This is a genomic window from Stenotrophomonas sp. TEPEL (assembly GCF_004348785.1).
GTDB classification, from domain to species: domain Bacteria; phylum Pseudomonadota; class Gammaproteobacteria; order Xanthomonadales; family Xanthomonadaceae; genus Stenotrophomonas; species Stenotrophomonas indicatrix.
Map to the genome: position 1 here is coordinate 229,113 of NZ_QQXJ01000001.1, position 23,272 is coordinate 252,384.

Here is a 23,272-nt window from a genome sequence, read left to right on the forward strand (position 1 = left end):
GATGTTGCCCGCCCGCCACCACCGCCCCCCCTGTCGTTCGATCGCACCGTTGTCGCTGGCCATCGCCGGCGTGCTGTTGTCGGTCGCCGTTCCTGCCTTCGCCCAGGAGAGCAAGGACAAGGCCACCGACCTGGCCCGCATCGAGGTCACCGGCTCCAACATCCGCCGCACCGACGTTGAAACCGCCTCGCCGGTGCAGGTGATCAGCAAGCAGGACATCCAGAACATGGGTGCGCGCACGCTGCTGCAGGTGCTCGACAACCTGCCGGCCGCCCGGCCAGCGCAGCAGGATTCGCGCTCGCTGTTCACCGGCTCCGACGGCGCTTCGCAGGCCAACCTGCGCGGCCTCGGCGCACAGGGCACGCTGGTGCTGTTGAATGGCCGTCGTCTGTCGTACTACGGTGCGCCGGCGGGCTTCCAGACCCAGTTCGTCAACATCGATGCGATTCCCGCCGCCGCCATCGAACGCATGGAAGTGCTGACCGACGGCGCCTCGGCCGTGTACGGCACCGACGCGGTGGCCGGCGTGATCAACGTGATCACCAAGCGCAACTTCCAGGGCGCGGAGATCAGCTTCACCAACGACACCTCCTCGCGCATCGATTCCTACGGCGAGCGCCAGGCCAGCATCACCGCCGGCTTCGGTGACCTCACCGAGAACCGCTTCAACATCTACGGCGCGGTGAACATGTACCGCCGCGACGCGATTCCGCTGGCCGACTTCTATGACAAGCGCCCGGACCAGTACTACGTCAACAACCCCAACTACCTGAACAACCTGCGCCTGGGCGTAGGCAGCAAGCCGGGTGAGTTCAACCCGGGCAGCTATTTCGCGTTCGATCCGGTGACCGGCCGCCGCGTGCAGGAAGCCGCGCCGGGCTGCAAGAACGTGCTGACCAGTGAAGCGGCCGGCCCGCGTTGCGTCTGGGAAACCTGGATGAACAACGAGATCGACGCGGGCGCCAAATCCGAGCGCAACACCGCCTACCTCAACGGCACCTTCGTGGTGGGCGACAGCACCGAGATCTTCGCCGAGGCCACCTATACCGATATCGACCTGCGTGCCAACGGCGGTACCCCGCGCAGCTACGGCACCACCACCGGCAACCCGACCAGCTGGTTCTCGCGCGATACCGGCAACAACGTCAACCAGTTCCTGTATCCGTTCCTGGGCCCGAACAACGAGTACAACCACGCCAGCCCCGAGCTGAAGGCCATGATGGGTGGCGTGGTCGGCCTGCAGTACCTGCTGCAGGATGCCGGCGCCAACTACTTCGGCCAGCGCAACACCGACAAGAGCTACCGCGTGCTGACCGGCGCGCGCGGCAACGTCGGTGACTGGAACTGGGAAACCGCGTTCGCCACCGCCGGCACGCACTCGACCACCTACCAGACGATCAACGTCAACGTGAAGGGCTTCGAGAAGGCCTTCGGTCCTTACAGCATCGACCCGGGCACGGGCCGTGTGATCATCTCCGATCATCCGGCGTACAAGTTCGGTGAGATCAGCGAGGCCAACGCCGCACTGATCCGCGGCGCCTTCCCGACCTTCGACATCCAGTCGTGGACGCGCCTGCATACCCTGGACGGCAAGATCGAAGGCCCGCTGTTCCAGCTGCCGGCCGGTGACATGCGCGCCGCGTTCGGTTTCAATGCCAGCCGCGAAACCTTCTACACCCCCGGCAACGCCGACGCGGCCGCCGGCCTGATCACCCAGCAGGGTGGCTCGTGGTTCGATGGCGCGCGCAACACCTATGCGCTGTTTGCTGAAACGGTGGCGCCGATCACCGAGAAGCTGGAGCTGGACGCGGCCGTGCGCGTGGACAAGTACCCGAACTTCAGCGCCAATGTCGCGCCGAAGATCGGCTTCAAGTACCAGGCATTCGACCAGCTGATGCTGCGCGGTACCTATTCCACCGGCTTCCGCGCCCCCAGCCTGGCCGAGTCCGGCAACGGCGGCGTGTACGCGCAGCTGGGCGGCTACCGTGATGAACTGCGCTGCGCCGAGACCAACGCCATCGCCAACCTGCTGCTGAAATCGCAGCGCGGCGGTGATGTCGACCTGGGCAAGAGCCTGCTCAACGTGGACTGCAGCCGCACCGTGGCTCGCATGACGCAGCCGAACCAGAACCTGAAGCCGGAGAAGGCGAAGATCGCCACGCTGGGCTTCGTCTACGAGCCGGCCAGCTGGCTGTCGGTGTCGGCCGACTACTGGTTCATCTACCGCGACAACGAAATCGTCGCCCCGGACTACCGCCGCGCCGAAGACATCATCTCCTCGTCGCGCTCGCCGATCACCGACAGCGACCGCGCCAACCTTGCGCAGCTGGCGGCGATGTGCGCCGACCCGGCAAGCGCTGTGAGCTGCCCGGGAACGCTGCCGGGCTACTCGGCCGGCAATGTGGCCAGCGTGGTGGGCCAGTACAAGAACCGCGGCAAGACCCTGATCGATGGCTTCGACATCGATGCGCGCAGCCGCTTCTCGCTGGGTGAGTGGGGCGGGCTGAACATCGGCCTGGCCGCCACCATCGCCAACCGCAACCGCTTCTACATGGATGAACAGAACGGCTGGTATTACGGCGACGTGGTGGGCTATTACAACAACCCGCGCCTGCGTGCGACTCTCAATGCCGACTGGACCTACGAGCAGGTCACCACCAGCATGTTCGTCAACTACGTGGGCGGCACCAAGTGGGCCACCGACCAGATCGACGAAGAGGACAACAACAAGGAAACCTGCACCGGCGGTTACCTGGCCTTGGAAAAGAGCAAGTGCGATGGGGCACCGTCGTGGTGGACCGCCAACATGAGCGTCACCTGGCGCCCGGATGACGCGTGGAACCTGAGCTTCACCGTCAAGAACCTGTTCAACCGCCTGCCGTTCTACGATCCCAACAGCTTCCTGGGTGACTCCAGTGACTACGCCACCATCTTCGGTCGTGGTTACAGTGTGACCATCGGCTACCGGTTCAAGTAATTCCGTTTGCGCGACCCGGCGCGCCGGCCCAGGCTGGCGCGCCTTCAAGAGGAGAGTGTTTGCCATGAAGCGTAGGGAATTCATCGCGGCCAGCGCCGCTGTCGCCGCCAGCAGCCTGCTGCCGCAGACCCCGGCATGGGCACGTGGCCGCAAGGTACGCCTGGCCGTGATCGGTACCGGCATGCGTGGCCTGGTGCTGCTGAAGGAACTGGTGCGCCGCGACGACGTGGAGGTCGTTGCCCTGTGCGATATCGAGCCGATCATGCTCGGCCGCGCCGTGGAGATGGTCAGCAAGGCGGGCAAGCCGGCGCCGAAGACCTACGGCCAGGACCGCGACATAAACGCGTGGAAACGCCTGCTGGAGCAGAAGGGCATCGATGGCGTGATCATCGCCACGCCGTGGGAGTACCACGCACCGATGGCGATTGCCGCGATGCAGGCCGGCGTGGCCGTGGGCTGCGAAGTGGTGGCCGGCATCACCCTGCAGGATCACTGGGATGTACTGAAGACCCAGCTGAGTACCGGTACCCCGTACATGCTGCTGGAGAACGTCTGTTACCGCCGTGACGTGATGGCGGCGCTGCAGATGGTGCGGCAGGGTCTGTTCGGCGAACTGGTGCACCTGCAGGCCGGCTACCAGCACGACCTGCGCGGGGTGAAGTTCAACTCCGGCGACCCGAACCAGCCCTACGACAGCGGCGTGGAATTCGGCCCGAAGGGCTGGAGCGAAGCTCGCTGGCGCACCGAACACTCGGTGGAGCGCAATGGTGAGCTCTACCCCAGTCACGGCATCGGCCCGTGCGCGATGTATACCGGCATCAACCGCGGCAACCGTTTCACCCACATCAACGCATTCGCCACCAAGGCGCGTGGCCTGCACGAATACACCGTAGCCAAGAGCGGCGGCACCACCCATCCGAGCACCAGGGTGAAGTTCAAGCTCGGCGACATCGTCACCACCACGCTGGCCTGTGAGAACGGCGAGACCATCCTGCTGCAGCACGACACCTCGCTGCCACGACCGTATTCGATGGGCTTCCGCGTGCAGGGCACCAAGGGCCTGTGGATGGACGTGAACCATTCGATCCACTTCGAAGGCCGCAGCCCGCCGCACCAGTGGGAAGAGTTCAAGAAGTACCAGGACCAGTACGAACATCCGCTGTGGAAGCAGAATGCCGACACCGCTGCCAGCGCCGGCCATGGCGGCATGGATTGGTTCGTCATCCACGCCTTCGTGGAAGCGCTGAAGGCCAAGGCGCCGATGCCGATCGACATCTACGACGCAGTGACGTGGAGCGCGATTACCCCGTTGAGCGAGCAGTCGATCGCCAACAGTTTCCAGACGCTGGAGTTCCCGGATTTCACTGCGGGCCTGTGGCAGAAGCGCAAGCCGATTTTTGCATTTGACGGAAAGTACTGAGGTCTACACCCTTTCACGCTGTGACGGAAACGCCGGGTATTGTCCGGCGTTTTTGTATACGCCTATCGCGTAGTTTTGATCTGCGCCAACCGTGCGCCGGATGCCCTCGCATGCGGCACGCGGAACATGGCTCCGGGTTGGACAAGCTCGGCTTGCTGCATCATTTTTGGCCACCACTCCAGCAGCCTGGCTGCGCGATCATAATGACTGAGCGTGATCCAGCCCTTGGCCAGTACAAAGACCGTCAAACCGAGGCGTGCGATGGCGTCACGTTCAGCAGGTTTGCGCTGATGATGATCCTGTGTGACGTGAACGCGGATGTCGCGTCGGATGGCTGCCTCGAACAACTCCAGATCAGCGGTGCCTGGTTTCACGAATTCCCTTACGTGAACCACCTCGTGATCATAACTACGCGCAATGGCATCGATGGCCCGGGCAAGCGCGGGCGGCAGATTCTCGTCGATCTGCGCCTTCAAGGTATCGCCCTGCCCTCGAACTGCAGTGCTTTCCTCACTGCAGCCAGAGGCAGGTCAAACAATCGGGCGACCTGTCGCTCGTCGCCGCCTTCTGCTTGAAGGGCTTCGACGATGGCAATTGTAGGAACACCTGATTCGGAGAGAATGGGTTGACCGAAGCTTCGCTTTGGATCAAACACCACTGCCCGTGAGCCCTTTATGGGGAACCATCGTTCGGCGCGATCATCGATTCCTAATTCGATTCCATCGCGCAGCGATGGCGCGATGACTTTACGCATCACGTCCTGACGTTTCACAACGTCAACCAAGGCGGCATCCCCGCTTTCGTCCAGAAGCTCCATGAAGATCCGCCGGCCATCGGTCTTGAAACTCGTACTGGTGAAGGGATAGTCCTTGCCCAGTCGCTCGCGAAGTTCCGCTATGGTCCGTCGAATCAGATTGAGTGGTACGCCACATGCAACGAACGTACGTATGAAGCGGAGTTCGATGAGGTCGCGGAAGCCGATCCCATCAATGTCCGTTCCTGCCCACTGCGACGACCAGAGGGGAGGATGTTCCTGGACACTACCGTGACGCCGGCTTTCGTATCCCTTGACCCAGCGCCTGAGCTCGGATGGTTTGCCGCCAATGAAGCGCGCGGCATCGGCGTACGAATAGAGGCCGAGACCAAGGCTGTCCGAAGCTGGCAAGGCGATTCCCATACGGGTCAGTCTACCCAATGTAGGAAAAACAACGAGTGCGGATCTTCATCCTGTGCCATAGGTGTCTCGGGCAATGAGACAGAAAGCACGGTTCGGCGGCGCTGGCAATCTACCGCCAGTTCAAACCCGTCATGAAGTTAAAGATGGCGCGCCCGGAGGGATTCGAACCCCCGACCAATGGCTTCGGAAGCCACTACTCTATCCGGCTGAGCTACGAGCGCGTGGTGGAACCGCCGCGCCGTCGGCCAGGGCCGGGGCGGGCATCGCAACGCAATGAGGCGGTGCGGGATGGGCATTCTATCCAGTTTCGCCGCACAAATCTCCCCCCGCCGGCAAAGTCGGTCCGAAGGCACAGGAGTATCCTAGTGTCATGGCTGATACCCCCCTTTCCGCGCCGCATCCGGCGCCGACGCCGCGTTGGCGGCATTACTGGTCCCTGATGCGCGCCGATCGCCCGATCGGCACGCTGCTGCTGCTGTGGCCCACCTGGTGGGCGTTGTGGCTGGCCGCTGGCGGCCTGCCGCCACTGTGGACCCTGTTCGTGTTCACCGCTGGCGTCTGGCTGACCCGCTCGGCCGGTTGCGTCATCAACGACTACGCCGACCGCTGGCTCGACCCGCACGTGGAGCGCACCAAGGCGCGACCGCTGGCGACCGGTGCGATCAGCGGCCGTGCGGCGCTGGTGCTGTTCGCGGTGCTGATGCTGGTGGCCTTCGGCCTGGTGCTGACCCTGAACGGCCTGACCATCGCCCTGAGCTTCATCGGCGTGTTCCTGGCGGCCAGCTATCCCTACCTGAAGCGCTACACCCATCTGCCGCAGGTCTACCTGGGCATGTCCTTCGGCTGGGGCATCCCGATGGCCTTCGCCGCCGTGCAGGGCGAGGTGCCGATGCTTGGCTGGCTGCTGTATGCCGGCAACATCCTGTGGTCCACCGCCTACGACACCTGGTACGCCATGGTCGACCGCGAAGACGACCTGAAGATGGGTTCGCACTCCACTGCGATCCTGTTCGGCGATCTGGACCTGGTCATCCAGGGCGTGCTGTACGCGCTGTTCCTGGCCACGATGGCGCTGGTGGGCGTGCGTGGCGGGCTGGGTGGGTACTACCTGGCCGGCGTAGCGGTGGCGACGCTGCTGGTGGTGTACGAGTTCTGGATCTGCCGCAACCGCGAGCGTGGGCCGTGCTTCAAGGCCTTCCTGCACAACAACTGGGTGGGTGCCGCGCTGTTTGCCGGTATCGCCGTGGATCTGGCGCTGCGTTGAGAAGGCGGCCGGGCATGGCCCGGCGCTACCCCGCGCCATGTGCACGGGTCGGAATCCTCGGCCGAACTGGCAGCGCCGGGCCATGCCCGACGGGCGGCCACCTACGACCAATAGGTGGCTGACAGCCCGCACCCCACCGCCCAGAATCAGGCGATCGAACCTGGGAGGGTAGGTGATGGCCTCGACGGCAGCAGTACAGGACGGCTGGATGGCACGCGCCGCGCTGCGCTCGGCCGCCTGGGCGGAAAGGTGGTTCCCCGATGCGTATGTATTCGCGGTGCTCGGCGTGGTCATCGTCGCGCTGGCGGCGATGGGCTTCGGCGCCACCCCGCAGGCCACCGCCAGCGCCTTCGGCGACGGCTTCTGGAGCCTGATTCCCTTCACCATGCAGATGGCCTTCGTGGTCATCGGTGGTTATGCGGTAGCCACTGCACCGGTGGTCGCGCGCTTCATCGACTACCTGGCCCGGGTGCCACGCACCGGTCGTGGCGCCGTGGTGTACGGCGGCCTGGTCAGCATGCTGGCCTCGCTGCTCAGCTGGGGCTTCTCGCTGGTGTTCGGCGGCCTGCTGGTGCGCGCGCTGGCCCGCCGCACCGAGCTGCGCATGGACTATCGGGCTGCCGGTGCCTCGGCCTACCTGGGCCTGGGCGCGGTGTGGGCGATGGGCCTGAGTTCGTCGGCGGCACAGCTGCAGGCCAACCCGGCCAGCATGCCGCCGGGGCTGGTGGAGATCACCGGCGTGTTGCCGTTTACCGAAACCATCTTCCTGTGGCAGTCGATCGCGCTGACCTCGGTGTTGATCGTGGTTTCGCTGCTGATCGCCTGGCTGACCGCGCCGGCTGCCGGCAGTGCGCGTACCGCCGAAGATTTCCCCGGCGCGGCGCAGGCCGAACCGGAGCCGCTGCAGCGCCGCACCCGCCCGGGCGAGTGGCTTGAGTACAGCCCGTTGTTGACCGTGCTGCTTTCACTGCTGGCCTTCGGCTGGCTGTTCAACGAATTCGCCAACAAGCCGCTGGTCAGCGCGATCGCCAACCTCAACACCTACAACTTCATGTTCATCTCGCTGGGCCTGCTGCTGCACTGGCGCCCGCGCAGCTTCCTCAACGCGGTGGCCAAGGCGGTACCGAGCACCACCGGTGTGCTGATCCAGTTCCCGCTGTACGGCGGCATCGCGATGATCCTCACCCACGCTGCCGGTGGCGACGGTGAGACGCTGGCGCACCGTCTGTCGAGCCTGTTCGTGCACGTGGCCAGCACCGATACGTTCGCGCTGGTGATGGGCGTGTACTCGGCGGTGCTGGGCTTCTTCGTACCGTCCGGTGGCGGCAAGTGGATCATCGAAGCGCCGTACGTGATGCAGGCCGCGAACGAGCTGAAGGCGCACCTGGGCTGGGCGGTGCAGGTCTACAACGCGGCCGAAGCGCTGCCGAACCTGATCAATCCGTTCTGGATGCTGCCCCTGCTGGGCGTGCTCGGCCTGAAGGCCCGCGACATCGTCGGCTTCACGTTCATCCAGCTGCTGGTGCACATCCCGCTGGTGCTGGGGTTGCTGTGGCTGCTGGGCATGACCCTGGCCTACGTGCCGCCGGTGATGCCGTAGCGCAAGCACGGGGTCATGCGGGGTCAGATCCCTTTCGAAGGAAGGGCTCTGACCCCGGAGACCCTCAGCCAGCCGCCGCCTGCTTCTCGATCTCGGCCTTGCGCAGCAGGAAGCGCTGCAGCTTGCCGCTGGGCGTCTTTGGTAGTTCCGCCACGAACGCCACCTGGCGCGGGTACGCATGGGCGGACAGCCGTCGCCGCACATGCTGCTGCAGTTCCTGCGCCAGCGTGTCGCTGCCGCTGAACCCAGCGCGCAGGACCACGAACGCCTTGACGATCTCGGTGCGCTCTGGATCGGGTACGCCGATCACCGCCGTTTCCGCCACCGCAGGGTGTTCCATCAGCACGCTCTCCACATCGAATGGACCGATGCGATAGCCCGACGAGGTGATCAGGTCGTCCGAGCGGCCGATGAAACTGATCGAGCCGTCGTCCTCGCATTCCACCGAATCACCGGTGAGGTAGTAGCGATCGCCCAGCGCCGGTGTGTCGGCACCGTAGTAGCCGGTGAACCACATGATCGGCGACTGCTGCAGGTCCACGGCGAGGATGCCGGGCGTGCGCGGCGGCAGTTCGTTGCCGGCATCATCCAGTACCGCCACGCGATAGCCGGGCATCGCAAAGCCCGAGGATCCCGGCCGCACGGCGTGGTCCAGTGCGTGGTGGTTGTTGACCACCATGCCGGTCTCGGTCTGGCCGTAGTGGTCGAGCACCGTGGTGCCCAGATGGGCGGCGAACCAACGGGCGATCTCCGGGTTCAGCGGTTCGCCGGCGCTGCTCACCACCCGCAGCTTGCCGTTGATGGCCGCACTGGCCTCGGGCCCGGCGGCGATGATCTGCCGGTACGCTGTGGGCGAACCGGCAAGATTGGTGACACCCAGCCGCGCGACGATGTCGTTCAGCCCCTGCACGCTGAAACCGGCTTCGCTGAAGGTGGTGGCTTGGCCCAGCAGCAGCGGGCCGATCACGGCGTAATACAGCCCATAGGCCCAGCCGGGATCGGCGATGTTCCAGAACACGTCCTCTGGGCGCAGGTCCACGGCCAACTGCATGTAACTGGCAAAGGCCAGCAATGCACGCAGCGGCACCGGCACGCCCTTGGGGCTGCCGGTGGTGCCGGAGGTGGACAGCAGTGCCATCAGCGCATCGCCGCCCAGCATCACCGGCGCGAAATCAGGTGTGGCATCGGCGGTGCGTGCCGTCCAGTCGATGTCGCCGGCACGTAGTGTCTGCTCCGATGCCAGGAGGGTGGCGACCGGCGGGCAGCCATCGACCTCGTCCAGCTTGCTGCGGTTTGCGCTGTCGGTCACCACCAATGCGGTGCGCCCGGTTTTCAACCGTGTTTCGATGGCCTTGGGGCCGAACGCAGTGAACAACGGCTGGTAGATCGCGCCCACCCGCCAGGTGCCGAGGATGGTTGCCAGCAGGGCGGGCGTACGCGGCAGCAGGCCGGCCACCACATCGCCCCTGCCGATGCCCTGCGCGGCCAGCACCTGGGCAACACGCGCGGAGGCATCGCGCAGGTCCTCGAAGGTGTACCGATGCAGGGCACCGTGGGCGTCCACCCAGCGCAGCGCCAGCGCATTGCGGCCGCAGTGGCGGTCGCAGCACTCCACGCAGGCGTTGATGCCGGTCTGCAGGTCACCGTGCAACTGTCGCTGTCCGCGCTCGATGCTGAAATCGGCCAGTGCCTGTTCGTAGCTGGGGCGTGCTGCAGTGTCGCGGGCCATGCGCATCTCCGGGGTGATGTCATTGCGACGATAGGCGGCGGCCCTGCATGCTGCAAATGGGACCATGGGCGTAGGCCGCCGCTGCGCGCGCCGCATTGGACAAGAACGCTGAATGCGTTCGTTTCCGACTGCAGCATGACGACATGCCAAACCCGCATGAATCCTTCAGTCGCTTGTGCCGCAAGGGCTGGCGCCGGTTCATTCACGCACGTACACATGGGTGTAGCCCGCTCACAACGCATGGTTAACCGATCGCTGCCGACGATGGCCCCGTCCACCGCATTCCGCGCGTGGCATTTGGAGATCGGACATGGCACAGCAGAACCAGAACCCGAACCAGAAGCAGCAGGGCCAGCAGAACCAGCAGGATCAGCAGCAGGGGCGCGGCCGCGACCAGCAGCAGCAACAGCAGCAGGAACAGCAGAAGCGCAACCAGAACCAGCAGCAGGGCGGGCAGGACGAGGAAGAGTGATCCTGGCAGCCGCCATCGGTCACCGACGAAGCCCCGCCCCGCGCGGGGCTTCGCTTATTCCAGCACGCCGATCCGCTTCAGCACCGGTGCTGCAGCCATGTCGTTGGGGTTGGTACCGGGCAGGCCCTGCGGCACGTCCATGCCCATGCCGCGATACAGATCAACCCAGTGCCGGGAGATCTCACCGGTCTGCGGGTTGCGGAAGTTCATCGGCTGCAGTGCGAACACATGGTGCGCACGGAACGCGCGCTCGATGAAATCCGAGCAGTAGTAACTGTCTTCGTTCAACACGTAGGCAGTGTTGTACGGCTTGCCCAGCATCGTGCGCGCGGTGGCCACGGCATCGGCGATGGCATTGTCCGGCGGCGCACGCAGGCGATAGACCACGATCTGCCGCTGCTTGCCTTTCGCGTCTTCGCGGAACTGTTCCAGCGTCTGCCGGCGCGAGCCCTTCTCATCGGCGTGCAGCACCTCCCAGCCCTGCGGTGCGGAAGCCACCAGCGCGACATGGTCGAAACTCGGCGCGCCTTGTTTTCCGGTCGCATCGTCGATGGCCGCACTCAGGCCGCCATGGCCGGCGGTGACGAACAGCAGGTCGCCTTCCTGGACCTCCAACGCGGCCACCGAGCAGGGCCGCAGCGCAGGTACCAGCAGGGAGAAGACAAGCAGGAATACGCGCATCGGGCCAGGGTCAAAGGGTCAAAGCGGGGGGGGCGGGGTAGTCTAGCGGCAGCCGCGACGACGATGGCTTCAATAGTAATGTGATATCCATCTCATTTTTGAGTGTCGGGATATTCCTGACAGCGTGTGTTGAAACTGAATTGACAAAGGCATGGCTATCCTTGCCTCCCTACCGCGCCGGAACCGCGCGCGACCGCCCGGAATCAGGAGGATCCCGTGAACCAGCTTCGCCCCGTTGCCCTGCTTGCCCTTGCGTTGGGGCTTGCGCTGTCGGGCTGCAAGCCCGCCCCGCAGGCTGCCCCCGCTGATGCCGCCGCACCCGCTCCGACCAGCACGGCTGCGGCCACGACGCCCGTCGCACCGGGCGCCACGACCGCGGTAGAGGCCGCTGGCACTGGCAACTGCCCCCATCCGGTCTTCGACGAGTTCCTCAAGCACTTCGGCAACGAGATCGCGTTGCAGGAAACGTCCACGGCCGATCCGCTGCTGGACAGCCACATCGACGCCGAAGCCGAGCCGGAGCCGCGCAAGGTGGAGGAGAAAGTGCCACTGGCCAAGGTCGAATGGCCGGTGATGCCGGATCCGGCCACGCTGCAGCGGCAGGGTCGCCAGATGCAGGTCACCCGCCTGCCTGACGGACAGGTGCAGGTGCAGATGCGCACTCCCGATACCAGCGACCAGCAGACCTACACCTTTGCCCAGAAGCCGTGCTGGCAGCTGGTCAAGCGTGAGGACGAATCGATCTGATCCTCCGCGCGGCCGCCTGCGGTGGTCGCGTGGTTCACCCCAAGGAGCATCGCATGCGCCTGTTTCCCGTTGCCCCCGTGCTGGCCCTGATGCTCGCTGCCTGCAGCGGCCCGGAGGCGTCCGCGCCGGCGGCGACCCCTGCTTCTTCGAACCCGGCAACGACGCCGGCCGCACCTGCCGCCGCGGCCGCATCCCTTCCCACCTCCCCTACGCGCGATGAGACCGGCATGCATATCGATTGCCAAGGCACCCGCCTGCACCTGGCGGCCCTGCCCACCCAAGACACGGACGCTTCCCGGCTGACCACGCTGGAAATCGAAAAGGACGGCACACGCCAGGCCATTGCCGTGCCCAAGGAAATGGACGGCTACACCGCCGTCGGCCTGGCCTGCGTGCAGGACCGGAGCGGCACGCCGTATTTCGTCGTGCAGTACGGTGAACTGCCGTTCGGCTGCAGCTTCTGCGAGTGGTACTACCTGTACGACGCCAGTGGCCGCCAGCTGACCCACAGCACGCCGCCGCTGCGTGGCACGGAAGGCGATGAGCAGGAGCCCAACAACGACGAGTACGAGAAGCTGATCGACACGCTCGGCATCAAGCACCCGGAGGTGAACTACATCGAAGACTGAGCGCAGCGGCAGGACGTCGCATGTGCGCTGCGAGCGCAGTACCGCAACACCGGAAGTACCAGGAGCAGTACCCCTTAAGGAAATTCCCTTTTTCATAGAATGGATAGCACAGACATGGCAGACATCTACCAGGACATGGTCCAGCCCCGCGGGGCGGCCTACAGCAGTGACCGCATCAAATCGTGGAGCCACTACCGCGAGCCGATCGACCAGAGCGACGGGCGCCTGCACGGGAACTCCCGCCGCTGGGGCGATGCGACCCCTGAGGTGCAGTCACGGGTGATCGACACGCTCATCGAGTCGGCGCGCGAGAAGGGACTGACCCCGCGCGAAACCGCACACGTACTGGCCATCGCCCGCGTGGAATCGGGATTCAACCCCGATGCTGCCGCAGGCACCACCTCGGCCTCGGGCCTGGGCCAGTTCATCGACAAGACCGGCAACCACTACCACCTCAACAACCGCAACCGCTTCGACGTCGGCGCCCAGTCCGATGCACTGGTTGACCACTACATCGACAACCGCAACCTGGCACACAAACGCGGCCAGGGCGAGGAATACATCTACAAGTACCATCACGATGGCCCGACCCGCGACTACGGCGGCCTCAACCTTTCCGAAAAGAAGGTGATGCCATACGTGGACAGGTACGAGCAGTTCGTGGAGCAGCGACTGGCGCAGACCCACGGCCAGTCCCAGGGTGGCCAGACCGCAGCCGCCGTGGGCGCCGCTGCACAGGCGCAGGTCAAGCCGGCAGCGGCACATGCTGAAGGCCAGACCCGCAACTTCGAGCAGACCATGCAGGTGATGCTGCCCCCGCAGAACGGGGTCAAGCCGCACGTTACCGGTGAGTTCGGCGAACACCGTGCGCACAAGCCGCATGGCGGCACCGACTTCAACTATGTCGGTGGCCAGCACGGCCGCAACCTGCAGCATCCGACCGTCAATGCGCCGATTTCCGGCACGGTGACCTTTGTCGGTGGCGACTACGGCACGGTGAAGATCAGGGATGCGCAGGGCAACTCGCACGAGATCCTGCACCTGCAGTCGACCCAGGTGAAGGAGGGCCAGCCGATCAAGGCGGGCGAACCGATCGGCACCATGGGGGGGCGTGGCCCCGGTGGTGCAGGGCAGTATGCCCAGCACGTGCATTACCAGTTGAAGGATCCGCACGGCAAGCTGGTCAGTCCGCAGGAGTTCTGGGACCAGGGCAAGCTGAAGGAAACCGGCAAGGGTGGCCATGCGCACGATGGCGACCACGGCGGTGTACTGCGCCAGGGCGCCAAGGGCGAGGAAGTGACTGCCATGCAGAAGGAGCTCAACCGCTTGGGCGTGCGCGACAGCCACGGCAACCGGCTGAGCGAGGATGGCAATTTTGGTGCCAATACCCGCGATGCGCTGACTGCCTACCAGAAGCAGCACGGGCTCTCCGCCGACGGCGTGGCCGGTCCGGCCACGCTGGGCAAGCTGGCCGAAGGCCGCAGCCATGCCGAGGCGGCGCCGAAAGGGCCGCAACTGGGCGACAAGGCGCATCCGGATACGCCGCTGCACAACGCGATCCGCGGCCACATGCCGGGCATGATCTGCAACGAGATGGCCGCCCATGTGACTGCCCAGGCCAAGGCCGCCGGCATCGATTCGCCGGAGAAGCTGCAGGGGGTGACGGTGCAGGATGGCAAGGCATTCGTGATGGGCACCGTTCCCGGCTTCCGCACTGCGGTGGACATGACCCAGACGGCGCCAAGCGTGCAGGAGACCAGTGCTGCACTGCTGGCCAAGCATGAGCCCTCGCAGCAGCACGTACAGGACGAACAGCAGCGAGTGGCCATGGGCCGTTGACCGCTGCCTGACAAGAGGTGTGTGGTAAAGGAGGCCGGCCGGGGCGACCCGGCCGGCTTGTCCCTTTCCGGGGTGAGGAACTACACGGATGCCGTTCCGAAGCATGTGTACCACCGTCATTGCCGGGCAACGGGCCGGCCCCACGTCGTGCGCTGCACGTGCAGAGCGCGGATGCCCCATGAGCCCGGTGCCGCAGGCGCGCGTTGCCAGGCCGTGGGCGTGGCTTGCACTGCTGCTCTGCCTGCTGCCGCTGCTGGCGCTGGCGGCAGCCCCGGTCCCAGCGTTGAATGACCCGGTGGTGGACACCGCCAATGCGCTGTCCGCCAGCACCCGCGCCGCGCTGCGCGAGCAGGCATTGCAGCTGCAGGCACGCAAGGGCGCGCAGCTGCAGGTGCTGGTGGTGCCCAGCGTTGGCGAGGAAGGCATCGAAGCCTATGCGCAGCGGGTCTTCGACCAATGGCAGCTGGGCCGCGCCGGCGTCGATGATGGCGTGCTGCTGCTGGTGGCGGTGCAGGATCGGCGTGTACGCATCCAGACCGGCTATGGCCTGGAAGGCACCATTCCCGATGCCTATGCCGCGCGCATCATCGACAAGGCAATCTTGCCGCGGCTGCGCGAGGGAGACCTGGACCAGGGCGTGCTGGACGGCACCCACGTGCTGGTTGCGCTGGTCGACGGCGAGCAATTGCCGCCCTGGGAAGATCCATCGGCACGCAACGTGTTGCCCGCGGACTGGCGCACGGGGGATTCAGTCGTCGCGCTGACGTTGCTGGCGGGCTTCCTGGCTGGTTTGTGGCGATCGCCACCACGTCTGCTGGCGACCAGGACCGAAGCTGATTTCATCGGTAATCGCCGCGAGCGGCGGCGCAAGGCACTGGCAGCCAATGCGGCGATGCCCAGGTCAACGTGGCTGACATTGCCTGCGTGGGGAAGGCCGCTGCTGGTGACGGCGGTGATCGCCGCGGGGGGGCTTTCTGCGTCGCTGCTGCTGCCGCGCCCCGTGCTGCCGGTTCTGTTCTTCGTGATGGTGCCCGCTGTACCGGTGGCGACGCTGCTGGGCTGGTGCTGGCATCGCAGCCGCGGCGTGCGCATCGTGCTGTACGGCATGCTGGCCGTCAGCATCGGCTTCTTCGCGGTGATGCTGGTGCGCGGCCAGTTGCCGCCCAGCCTTGCGCTGCACACGCTGCTGAACCTCGCAGTCGGCATCGCCGCCATGCTGGTGTTCTTCCTGGTGCAGGCCGGTCGCGCGCGCTGGCGGAAGAACCGCAACAGCTTCGCCATCCGCTTGGTGGTGCTGGTGCTGCTGACCGGTGGTTATGCGCTGGGCGCGCTGCTGGCCATCGACCGTGCCGGCGACGAGAACGCCCGCGTGCTGGCGACGATCGTGTCCAGCATGGGCACGCTGTTCCTGTACTTCATCTGGGTGTTCACTCTGCTGCCCGGCGAAAAAGCCCGCGGCGGCCGGGGGTCGTCCAGAGGCTACCGCTCCTCGTCCAGCACCTCGTCGTCCAGTGCGTCCTCCAGCAGTTCCAGCGACTGGTCCGGTGGTGGCGGCCGCAGCGGTGGCGGTGGCGCCTCGGGCAGCTGGTAACTCAGGCCGTCTGCACCCGCCAGCCCAGCGCGGCATCGTGCAGTTCGCCGCTGCCGCTCACATCGGCCACCTGCAGCTGCAGGCCCTGCGCGTTGGGCAGGTCCTTCTGCTCGGGGAACCAACGGCGATCGGCAGCGACCACGATCAACAGACCCTCGTCATCACCCATCGGCGCGAACTGGGGCGACGGCGGGCTGATCGGCCGCAGGCCGAAGCGTTGGCTGGCCTGTTCACGCACTGCATCGACATCATGGCTCGGCAGGCCAACCTCGCTCAGGCAGGTCAGTTCGCTGCCATGGAAGGCGCCAGTGCGGTCGCTGGCCGGCAAGCGCCTGCGGCCGATCAGTTCCAGGATCAGGCCATCGGGTCCGGTGAAATACACCGACTGCGACTGCCAGCTGCTTTCCAGTGCGAAGTAATCCAGTCCTTCCGGATTGCATTGCAACGGCGTGCGTGCACGCAGCCAGCTCATGGCGTCGGCGAAGCGGTTGTCCGGCACATTGAAGGCCAGGTGCACGCCGCCTACCGGACGGCCATTCGCTGGTTGCAGCTGGATCGTGCTCCAGCCAATGCGGACCTGGTCGCCGGCCACCTCCAGCTGCAGCACGTCGCGGAAGTACGCGGCGACGCTGGCAACATCGGATACCGGCAGAGAAAGATGCAGCAGGCGCATGATCGATCCTCCGTGGAGCGCTGGGGGCAGTGTAGTCCCGCGCACCTTTGCGCCGCGTCATCACCTGTGCAACGAATCGTTGTTGCCAGTCGGGACCTCAAACCGTGCTCGACAGCGTCTACCGCAGTGCCTCGCCGAAAAAGCGCACCGCATCTTCCACCACCACACCATGCGTCTGTTCCTTCGGCACCGTCGTCACGCACAGCGCCTGCAGCCGCTCCTTCGCCAGCGGCGTGCACCCGGACAGGAAGTCGTAGTGGCCGACACCCGGCAGCGCGTGCAGCGTTGCTTTCGGAATCAGTGCCGCCGCCACATCACCGTTGGTCGCTGGCGGCGCCACTTCATCCGCTGAACCCAGCACGATCATCACCGGCTGCCGCAACGCCTTCAGCTGCTCCGGTGCAAACGCCTGCACGATGGCGGGCGCCAGCACGAACACCGCGCGCACGCCGGCAATCGAACGATCATCCTGTGCCTGCTGCACATACGGTTGCAGTTGCGGTGACGCCGCCGCAGCAAGACGCGCCGCCATCGTATGCGCGGCCGCTTCCTGCTGCGGCCTGCACACGCCATCGTCCGGGTGCGCCTGGCAGAACGCCAGCAACCGCGTCATGTCCGGCCGTGCGCCGGCGCTCAGCAGTGCGGTGAAGCCACCGGCGGAATAGCCGACCACGCCCAGCCGCGACGCATCAATGTGTGGCCCCAGATCCGGGTCGGCTTTTACTGCGGCCAGCGCGGCCTTCAGGTCGTCGGCGCGCAGCCAGGTCAGCACGCTGCCGGCCAGCGTCATCTCATCGGCGCCGTTGTTGCCGGGGTGGTCCACGGCGATCACCAGGTAGCCCGCACGCGCAAGCGCAGTGCCCAGCCACCCCATCATGCGCGCGGTGCCGCCATTGCCATGCGACAGCAACAGGGTTGGCAGGCGCCCGCCGGCAATGGGGGCATCCTTCGCCGCGCGCCCCACCTCGAACAGCGGCGCATCCGGTGGCCCGATGGTCAGCGGCGTTTCTTCGCTGCCTGCCATTGCCGGGTACCACACGGTGAAGCGCAGTACGTCGCGCCGAGCAGCATCGCGGATCGCTGCGCTGTTCAGCGTTGTCACGCCATGACGTTCGCCGGCAATGTTGGGAGTGGCCGCCATCGCCATCGCCATCGGCGCCAGAGCAGCCAGCAGCAGGGTCAGCATCCATCGTGTCGCGCGCATCATCGGTTTCTCCGGGTCAGTCAGGACGGTGATCGACCGGCAGCCAGATCTCCACGCCGCCATGGCCGGTATGCTCGTCGAAGCGGGTGTCGTAGCGTTCAAGGTCCGGCGCGTTGGCAAGGCTGAGGTGGTTGGCGGGCAGGTACTGGTCCAGCAGCCAGAACCAGGTCGAGCGGATGGTGGAGATATGGCCGCCATGCCAGGCCACAAGGTAACGGCGCGCAGGCACATCCACCCGCTGCCAGTGTGCCGGTACCGACGACAGGGCGTTCACCGGCAGCGCGGCGATGTAATCGAAACCACCCTCGTCGTCGCTGTTGCAGCACACACCGAAACTGACCGGTGCCGGCGTTGGCCATTCGCGATTGAGCTGTGCCCACTGCCCGGGAATCGCACCACCGCTGTCGCGGGTGTGGCGCATGCCGATGCCGGCCACCTGGAACGGCGTGCAGTCGATCAGCCTGGGCGCCTCGCTGCAAGCCTGCGGTGCATCGTCGAGGCGGATCGCGTGCACCAGCGACAGCTCCGCCAGACCGCGCTCGCGCACGCGCTCCGGGGTCTGCCCGAACTGCTCACAGAAGGCTCGGGTGAACGCGGCATGCGTGCTGTAGCCCGCCGCCAACGCCACCTGCAGGATGTCGCCGGCACCGTTGGCCAGCTGCTGCGCAGCGGCGGTCAGGCGCCGTGCGCGCAGGTAGCGCACCACCGACGTACCCGTGCGGGCCTGGAACAGGCGCGACAGGTGGAACGGTGACAGACCGGCGGCAGCCGCGATGCCGGCCAGCGCCAGCGGCTTGTCCGCATGGCTTTCGATGTACCACAACGCTTTGCCTGCCGCGCTCATCGCGCTGTTCCTTGTTCGAATGCCGGGCAGCGTAATGGATCGACGGGTGGGGCGCTTAGCAGTTCTTGCGGTGGCGGGGCTTTGCGTTTGCCGTTGCACCGGCAACAATGCGATCTTCATGGACACGATCGAGGCCAGGGACATGCCGGAAGTCACCGCTATCAGCCAGACCGCGCAGATCGCCGCATGGTGATGATCATTGCGATTGCCCTGCTGCCGGCGCTGCTGCCACTGGCGCTGCTGGTGCTCATGTGGCGGCGGGCACCGCGCTGGCGCGGGGACCCCTGGCTGTACCGTGTGATGTTCTCATTGCTGGCAGCACTGCTGGCGCCCACGTTGTTGATGGCAGGCCATGGCGGCCTGCCGTGCCCGACCATCGGTGGCCTTGTGCTGGTGCTCATGGACCTTGAGTGGATCGGCCAACTGCAGGTGAACCTGATTGCCTTCGGAACCGAGGACACCGCCATCCTCTCCGCGCCTTTCCTGTTCGTTTTCGCGATCGCGCTGTTCATCCCGCTGCGGACGGCGCGGCCCGCCGTCTTCGGCTTCGACGACGACACTGCCGGATAGCACAGAGCCCGGCATGGGCGGCGGCTGCACCTCCAGCGGTCGCAACTGTCGTCTCCACGTCATCGCTGCTTCACATCGCAGCCCGAGACTGCGCGCCTTGTCCAGGTCCCACCTGGCCCTGTCGTGCCTTCCCGGAGTTCCGCCGTGCATCGTTCGAAGCTGTCGCGTTCCATCTTCCTCGCCCTTGGTCTGGTCAGCGCAGGAGGCGCGATCGCAGCAGATGCCGGAACGGCAGGCACCAGCAGCAGTGGCAGCCACACCGCACCCACCCAGCTTGACGCGATGCTGGTCACCGGTACCCGTGCCTCCAACCGCACCCAGTTTGAAACCCTGGCGCCGGTGGACGTGTTCACCAAGCAGGACATCCAGTCGGTCGACTCCACCGACCTGAAGGACGTGCTGGCGCAGCTGGTGCCGTCGTTCGTCGTACAGCGCCTGCCGATGGCCGATGGCCAGGTGTTCGTGCGTCCGGCCACGCTGCGTGGCCTGTCGCCGGACCAGACGCTGGTGCTGGTCAACGGCCGCCGCTTCCATCGCAGTGCCCTGCTTGGCAACCGCGGCGCACAGGCCGCCGACCTGGCGCAGATTCCGACCAGTGCGATCAAGCGCATCGAAGTGCTGCGCGATGGTGCGTCGGCGCAGTACGGCTCGGATGCCATTGCCGGCGTCATCAACATCATCCTGGAAGACAGCCCCGGCACCGAGATCACCGCCGGCTATTCGCAGTACGCGCAGGGCGATGGCGGCTCGCGCGACTTCAGTGCGCGCACCGGCTGGGCGCTGGGAGACTACGGCAGCCTGGCCCTGTTCGCCGAATCGTCGAACTCCGACGCGACCTCGCGCACCCGCCAGCGTCCGGACGCCATCGCCTTCCAGGCCGCGCATCCCGAACTGCAGGTGCCCAACCCGGTGCAGCGCTGGGGCCAGCCGGAGCTGGAAAACCGCCGCCTGGGCTTCAACCTGAAGGCCAATGCCAGCGACACCCTGGAGTTGTATGCCTTCGGCCTGTACAGCCACAGCGACGGCGTCAGCGATTTCAACTGGCGCAACCCCGATACCACCACCGGCGCGTACCGTACGACCAGCATCTTCCCGGGCTGGAACCTGCGCTCGCTGTATCCGGTGGGCTTCAGCCCGCAGTACGGCAACACCCAGAACGACCTGCAGCTGGTCGCGGGCCTGCGGGGTGAGATCACGCCCAAGCTGCGCTGGGACCTGAGCGCCTCGTATGGCCGCAATGCCATCGACTACAGCCTGGACAACTCCATCAACGCCTCGCTGGGCCCGGACAGCCCGACCTCCTTCGACCTCGGCCGGCTGACCCAGACCGAGAAGAACGCCAATGCGGACTTCAACTACGAATGGGACGTGGCTGCGCTGTCGAAGCCGATCAACGTCGCCTTCGGTGCCGAGTTCCGCCAGGAGACCTACCAGGTGCGCGCCGGCGACCCGGCCTCGTATGCGGTGGGTCGTGGCGCTGCGGCGGGCCTGGAAGCCAATTCCAACGGCGCGCCGGGCTTCTCGGCCAGCCAGGCCGGGCAGTGGAGCCAGCGCAGCAAGGCCGCCTACGTGGACATGGAAGTGCCGCTGGGCGAGCGCTGGAGCATCGGCGCGGCCGGTCGCTATGAAGACTTTTCCAGCTTCGGCAGCACGGTGGATGGCAAGCTGTCGGCACGTTTTGCGATCACCCCGGACGTGGCGCTGCGCGGCACGCTCTCCACCGGCTTCCGCGCGCCCACGCCGGCCCAGCTCAGCACCACCAGCACCACCCAGGGCCTGGACACGCGCACGCTGCAGATCTTCACCAGCGGCCGCCTGTCGCCCAGCGATCCGTTGGCGCAGCTGCTGGGTGCCAAGCCGCTCACCCCGGAAGAATCGCGCACGGCCTCGCTGGGCCTGACCTGGCGCACCGACCTGGGCCTGTCCGGGTCGGTCGATGTCTACCGGATCACGCTCAGCGACCGCTTCAGCCAGTCGGCCAGCTTCGCCATTCCGGCCGGCACGCCGAACCCGCTGGGCTACACCTCGGTGAACTACTTCACCAACGATTTCGACACCACCACCACCGGCGTGGATGTGGTCGGCAACTACCTGCGCGACCTCGGCGCAGGGCGGATGACGCTGACCCTGGCTTACAACTACAACCAGACCCGCGTCGACAACGGCAGCACCTCGGTGGCCACCAACGAGACCCAGCGCGTGCTGTTCGAAGACCGCCTGCCCGAGCACAAGGGCAGCTTCACCGGCAGCTGGGACGTCGGCGCGTGGTCGTTGATGGCTCGCCTGCGCTATTACGGCAAGTGGACCGACTCTACGGGCAATGCCACCGGCGATATCTACCAGCAGTTCGGTGCGATGACCTTCCTCGACCTGGCCGTGGGCTATCGCATCAACGAACACCACAGCCTGCGCGTGGGCGCCGACAACGTGTTCGACCGCTACCCGGACGAAGCCACCTTCCAGGCCAGCCGTGGCCTGATCTATTCGCGCAACGCGCCGTACGACACCGATGGTGCCAACGTGTACGCGCAGTACCGGCTGAGCTTCTGATGGACCGCAGCCGCCGCTCCCTGCTGCGTGCCGGCGCGCTGCTGCCGGCCGCTGCGGCGCTGTCTTCACTGCCTGCCATGGCAGCCGCGCGCTACGCTGTGCCGATGGACATTCCTGCACCTACCACGACGCCGGATGTGCTGGCCCGTGACGAGTCGTACTGGTCCGCCGTCGCCAGCCACTTCGACATCACCGATGAAGTGAACCATCTGGAGAACGGCTACTGGGGCGCGATGGGCAAGCAGACCCTGGCCAGCTACCAGCGGCATACCGCGGACGTGAACCGGGGCAATGCCTGGTACGGTCGCCACGCGTTCCCGGCGCAGTACCTGGCCGTGCATCGGCAGGTGGCCGACATGCTTGGCGTCGGCGCCGACGAAATCGCGCTGACCCGTGGCGCCACCGAAGCGATGCTCGCGCTGATCGGTGGCTACAACCGGTTGGCCGCGGGCGACCAGGTGCTGTACGCCGACATCGACTACGACAGCATGATCAACGCGATGCGCTGGTTGCAGCAGCGTCGTGGCGTGCAGGTCGAGCGCATCGCACTGCCGGTGGTGCCCACCCATGAGCAGATCCTGCAGGCCTACGATGAGGCGTTCGCGCGCCTGCCGCGCCTGAAACTGGTACTGCTGACCCAGGTCAGCCACCGCCATGGGCTGGTGCTGCCGGTGGCCGAGCTCGCCGAGCGTGCGCGGGCGCGCGGCATCGACGTGATTGTCGATGCCGCACATGGCTTTGGCCAGATCGACTACGCGGTGCCGGACCTGAAGGCCGATTTCGTTGGCATCAACCTGCACAAGTGGATCGGCGCACCGGTGGGCGTGGGCGCGATGTACGTGCGCAAAGGACGCGTGGCCGACCTGGATCCGTACATGGGCGAGACCGACGACGGCCGCGTGGGCAGTCGCGTGCACACCGGCACGGTCAACTTCGCCGCCTATCTGGCGCTGCCGGAGGCCATCGCGCTGCATCAGCGCATCGGCGCAGCGAACAAGCAGGCGCGGCTGCGCTACCTGCGTGAGCGTTGGACGGTGGCGGCGCGGCAGATGGCGCATATCGAGGTGCTGTCGTCGCCGGATCCGGCGCTGGCCAGTGCACTGGCCAGCTTCCGCCTGCGTGGCCATGCCTCGGTGGAAGACAACCTGGCGCTGCAGAAACGGCTGCTGGATGAACATCGGATATTCACCACCCATCGCGATGGCCTGGACTCCGGCGCCTGCGTGCGGGTGACACCATCGGTGTTCACCCGCCCCGCGCAGATGGATGCGCTGGTGCAGGCGTTGGCCGCGCTGGCCTGATCTC

Annotated in this window: 20 protein-coding genes and 1 tRNA gene; 13 read left to right on the forward strand and 8 right to left on the reverse strand. The window is 66.0% G+C overall.

Features of this window, described 5'->3' with window-relative positions; translation table 11 throughout:
- The first annotated feature begins 1 nt into the window (after window position 1).
- Both TEP_RS01000 and TEP_RS01005 read left to right on the forward strand, forming a co-directional pair.
- Window positions 2-2,977, forward strand: coding sequence for a TonB-dependent receptor (locus TEP_RS01000; protein WP_132823750.1), 2,976 nt, complete (start codon window positions 2-4; stop codon window positions 2,975-2,977).
- Window positions 2,978-3,041: 64 nt separating this feature from the next.
- Entirely contained in the window at window positions 3,042-4,397 is a 1,356-nt protein-coding gene (locus TEP_RS01005; protein WP_132823752.1) for a Gfo/Idh/MocA family oxidoreductase, read from the forward strand.
- A gap of 62 nt (window positions 4,398-4,459) precedes the next feature.
- On the opposite strand, the gene TEP_RS01010 is transcribed toward TEP_RS01005, so the two are convergent.
- From TEP_RS01010 to TEP_RS01020, 3 genes are all read right to left on the reverse strand, one after another.
- Window positions 4,460-4,873 (reverse strand): DUF5615 family PIN-like protein, encoded by a 414-nt coding sequence (locus tag TEP_RS01010; RefSeq protein ID WP_132823754.1) that lies wholly within the window; start codon window positions 4,871-4,873, stop codon window positions 4,460-4,462.
- Window positions 4,870-5,574 (reverse strand): DUF433 domain-containing protein, encoded by a 705-nt coding sequence (locus TEP_RS01015; protein WP_132823756.1) that lies wholly within the window; start codon window positions 5,572-5,574, stop codon window positions 4,870-4,872. The genes TEP_RS01010 and TEP_RS01015 overlap by 4 nt, the downstream gene beginning before the upstream one ends.
- Before the next feature lie 144 nt (window positions 5,575-5,718).
- Window positions 5,719-5,795: transfer RNA gene (locus TEP_RS01020), tRNA-Arg, on the reverse strand.
- Between the two features lie 149 nt (window positions 5,796-5,944).
- On the opposite strand from TEP_RS01020, the gene ubiA reads away from it, so the two are divergent.
- Together ubiA and TEP_RS01030 are read left to right on the forward strand one after the other, a co-directional pair.
- Window positions 5,945-6,838: a 4-hydroxybenzoate octaprenyltransferase gene (gene ubiA, locus TEP_RS01025; protein ID WP_025877458.1), complete on the forward strand. Its 894-nt coding sequence runs from the start codon at window positions 5,945-5,947 to the stop codon at window positions 6,836-6,838.
- A 175-nt stretch (window positions 6,839-7,013) separates the two neighbouring features.
- Window positions 7,014-8,438: a TIGR00366 family protein gene (locus tag TEP_RS01030; protein ID WP_206140157.1), complete on the forward strand. Its 1,425-nt coding sequence runs from the start codon at window positions 7,014-7,016 to the stop codon at window positions 8,436-8,438.
- A gap of 64 nt (window positions 8,439-8,502) precedes the next feature.
- On the opposite strand, the gene TEP_RS01035 is transcribed toward TEP_RS01030, so the two are convergent.
- The gene (locus tag TEP_RS01035) at window positions 8,503-10,167 is read right to left on the reverse strand and encodes an AMP-binding protein (protein WP_206140160.1); all 1,665 of its coding nucleotides are present in this window, start codon (window positions 10,165-10,167) and stop codon (window positions 8,503-8,505) included.
- 310 nt (window positions 10,168-10,477) lie between these two features.
- Here TEP_RS01035 and TEP_RS19710 point away from each other — a divergent pair, with 310 nt between their 5' ends.
- Window positions 10,478-10,639, forward strand: coding sequence for a hypothetical protein (locus TEP_RS19710; RefSeq protein ID WP_164745118.1), 162 nt, complete (start codon window positions 10,478-10,480; stop codon window positions 10,637-10,639).
- Window positions 10,640-10,693: 54 nt separating this feature from the next.
- Here the strand turns inward: TEP_RS19710 and TEP_RS01040 are convergent, their stop codons facing one another.
- Window positions 10,694-11,320 (reverse strand): YiiX/YebB-like N1pC/P60 family cysteine hydrolase, encoded by a 627-nt coding sequence (locus TEP_RS01040; protein ID WP_132823758.1) that lies wholly within the window; start codon window positions 11,318-11,320, stop codon window positions 10,694-10,696.
- 216 nt (window positions 11,321-11,536) lie between these two features.
- On the opposite strand from TEP_RS01040, the gene TEP_RS01045 reads away from it, so the two are divergent.
- The 4 genes from TEP_RS01045 (at window position 11,537) to TEP_RS01060 (ending at window position 16,126) form a co-directional block, all read left to right on the forward strand.
- Window positions 11,537-12,067, forward strand: a complete 531-nt coding sequence (locus TEP_RS01045) for a hypothetical protein (RefSeq protein WP_132823760.1) — start codon at window positions 11,537-11,539, stop codon at window positions 12,065-12,067.
- A 53-nt stretch (window positions 12,068-12,120) separates the two neighbouring features.
- Window positions 12,121-12,696 (forward strand): hypothetical protein, encoded by a 576-nt coding sequence (locus TEP_RS01050; RefSeq protein WP_223483019.1) that lies wholly within the window; start codon window positions 12,121-12,123, stop codon window positions 12,694-12,696.
- A 114-nt stretch (window positions 12,697-12,810) separates the two neighbouring features.
- Window positions 12,811-14,535, forward strand: coding sequence for a peptidoglycan-binding protein (locus tag TEP_RS01055; protein WP_132823762.1), 1,725 nt, complete (start codon window positions 12,811-12,813; stop codon window positions 14,533-14,535).
- A 178-nt stretch (window positions 14,536-14,713) separates the two neighbouring features.
- Window positions 14,714-16,126, forward strand: coding sequence for a TPM domain-containing protein (locus TEP_RS01060; protein WP_240790607.1), 1,413 nt, complete (start codon window positions 14,714-14,716; stop codon window positions 16,124-16,126).
- A gap of 1 nt (window position 16,127) precedes the next feature.
- On the opposite strand, the gene TEP_RS01065 is transcribed toward TEP_RS01060, so the two are convergent.
- The 3 genes from TEP_RS01065 to TEP_RS01075 all read right to left on the reverse strand — a co-directional run bounded on the left by TEP_RS01065 (window position 16,128) and on the right by TEP_RS01075 (window position 18,847).
- Window positions 16,128-16,799, reverse strand: a complete 672-nt coding sequence (locus TEP_RS01065) for a VOC family protein (protein ID WP_132823766.1) — start codon at window positions 16,797-16,799, stop codon at window positions 16,128-16,130.
- 118 nt (window positions 16,800-16,917) lie between these two features.
- Window positions 16,918-18,003 carry an alpha/beta fold hydrolase gene (locus TEP_RS01070; protein WP_132823768.1) on the reverse strand — a complete coding sequence of 362 codons (1,086 nt, stop codon included), beginning with the start codon at window positions 18,001-18,003 and terminating at the stop codon, window positions 16,918-16,920.
- 16 nt (window positions 18,004-18,019) lie between these two features.
- Complete coding sequence (locus tag TEP_RS01075; protein ID WP_132823770.1) at window positions 18,020-18,847, reverse strand: AraC family transcriptional regulator; 828 nt, start codon at window positions 18,845-18,847, stop codon at window positions 18,020-18,022.
- Between TEP_RS01075 and TEP_RS01080 the strand changes: the two genes are divergently transcribed.
- The 4 genes from TEP_RS01080 (at window position 18,816) to TEP_RS01095 (ending at window position 23,268) form a co-directional block, all read left to right on the forward strand.
- Window positions 18,816-19,040 carry a hypothetical protein gene (locus tag TEP_RS01080; RefSeq protein ID WP_132823772.1) on the forward strand — a complete coding sequence of 75 codons (225 nt, stop codon included), beginning with the start codon at window positions 18,816-18,818 and terminating at the stop codon, window positions 19,038-19,040. The genes TEP_RS01075 and TEP_RS01080 overlap by 32 nt on opposite strands.
- Window positions 19,034-19,417: a hypothetical protein gene (locus TEP_RS01085; protein WP_132823774.1), complete on the forward strand. Its 384-nt coding sequence runs from the start codon at window positions 19,034-19,036 to the stop codon at window positions 19,415-19,417. The genes TEP_RS01080 and TEP_RS01085 overlap by 7 nt, the downstream gene beginning before the upstream one ends.
- Before the next feature lie 144 nt (window positions 19,418-19,561).
- Window positions 19,562-21,967 (forward strand): TonB-dependent receptor, encoded by a 2,406-nt coding sequence (locus TEP_RS01090; RefSeq protein ID WP_132823776.1) that lies wholly within the window; start codon window positions 19,562-19,564, stop codon window positions 21,965-21,967.
- On the forward strand, window positions 21,967-23,268 hold the full coding sequence (locus TEP_RS01095; protein ID WP_132823778.1) for an aminotransferase class V-fold PLP-dependent enzyme: 1,302 nt from the start codon (window positions 21,967-21,969) through the stop codon (window positions 23,266-23,268). The genes TEP_RS01090 and TEP_RS01095 overlap by 1 nt, the downstream gene beginning before the upstream one ends.
- Window positions 23,269-23,272 lie beyond the last annotated feature (4 nt).

Coding starts and splice junctions, on each gene's coding strand:
- TEP_RS01075 (WP_132823770.1), bottom strand. CDS start 18,847: ATGAGCGCGGCAGGCAAAGCGTTGTGGTACATCGAAAGCCATGCGGAC.
- ubiA (WP_025877458.1), top strand. CDS start 5,945: ATGGCTGATACCCCCCTTTCCGCGCCGCATCCGGCGCCGACGCCGCGT.
- TEP_RS01085 (WP_132823774.1), top strand. CDS start 19,034: ATGGTGATGATCATTGCGATTGCCCTGCTGCCGGCGCTGCTGCCACTG.
- TEP_RS01015 (WP_132823756.1), bottom strand. CDS start 5,574: ATGGGAATCGCCTTGCCAGCTTCGGACAGCCTTGGTCTCGGCCTCTAT.
- TEP_RS01005 (WP_132823752.1), top strand. CDS start 3,042: ATGAAGCGTAGGGAATTCATCGCGGCCAGCGCCGCTGTCGCCGCCAGC.
- TEP_RS01000 (WP_132823750.1), top strand. CDS start 2: ATGTTGCCCGCCCGCCACCACCGCCCCCCCTGTCGTTCGATCGCACCG.
- TEP_RS01080 (WP_132823772.1), top strand. CDS start 18,816: ATGTACCACAACGCTTTGCCTGCCGCGCTCATCGCGCTGTTCCTTGTT.
- TEP_RS01055 (WP_132823762.1), top strand. CDS start 12,811: ATGGCAGACATCTACCAGGACATGGTCCAGCCCCGCGGGGCGGCCTAC.
- TEP_RS01050 (WP_223483019.1), top strand. CDS start 12,121: ATGCGCCTGTTTCCCGTTGCCCCCGTGCTGGCCCTGATGCTCGCTGCC.
- TEP_RS01030 (WP_206140157.1), top strand. CDS start 7,014: ATGGCCTCGACGGCAGCAGTACAGGACGGCTGGATGGCACGCGCCGCG.
- TEP_RS01060 (WP_240790607.1), top strand. CDS start 14,714: ATGAGCCCGGTGCCGCAGGCGCGCGTTGCCAGGCCGTGGGCGTGGCTT.
- TEP_RS01040 (WP_132823758.1), bottom strand. CDS start 11,320: ATGCGCGTATTCCTGCTTGTCTTCTCCCTGCTGGTACCTGCGCTGCGG.
- TEP_RS01065 (WP_132823766.1), bottom strand. CDS start 16,799: ATGCGCCTGCTGCATCTTTCTCTGCCGGTATCCGATGTTGCCAGCGTC.
- TEP_RS01035 (WP_206140160.1), bottom strand. CDS start 10,167: ATGGCCCGCGACACTGCAGCACGCCCCAGCTACGAACAGGCACTGGCC.
- TEP_RS01095 (WP_132823778.1), top strand. CDS start 21,967: ATGGACCGCAGCCGCCGCTCCCTGCTGCGTGCCGGCGCGCTGCTGCCG.
- TEP_RS01070 (WP_132823768.1), bottom strand. CDS start 18,003: ATGCGCGCGACACGATGGATGCTGACCCTGCTGCTGGCTGCTCTGGCG.
- TEP_RS19710 (WP_164745118.1), top strand. CDS start 10,478: ATGGCACAGCAGAACCAGAACCCGAACCAGAAGCAGCAGGGCCAGCAG.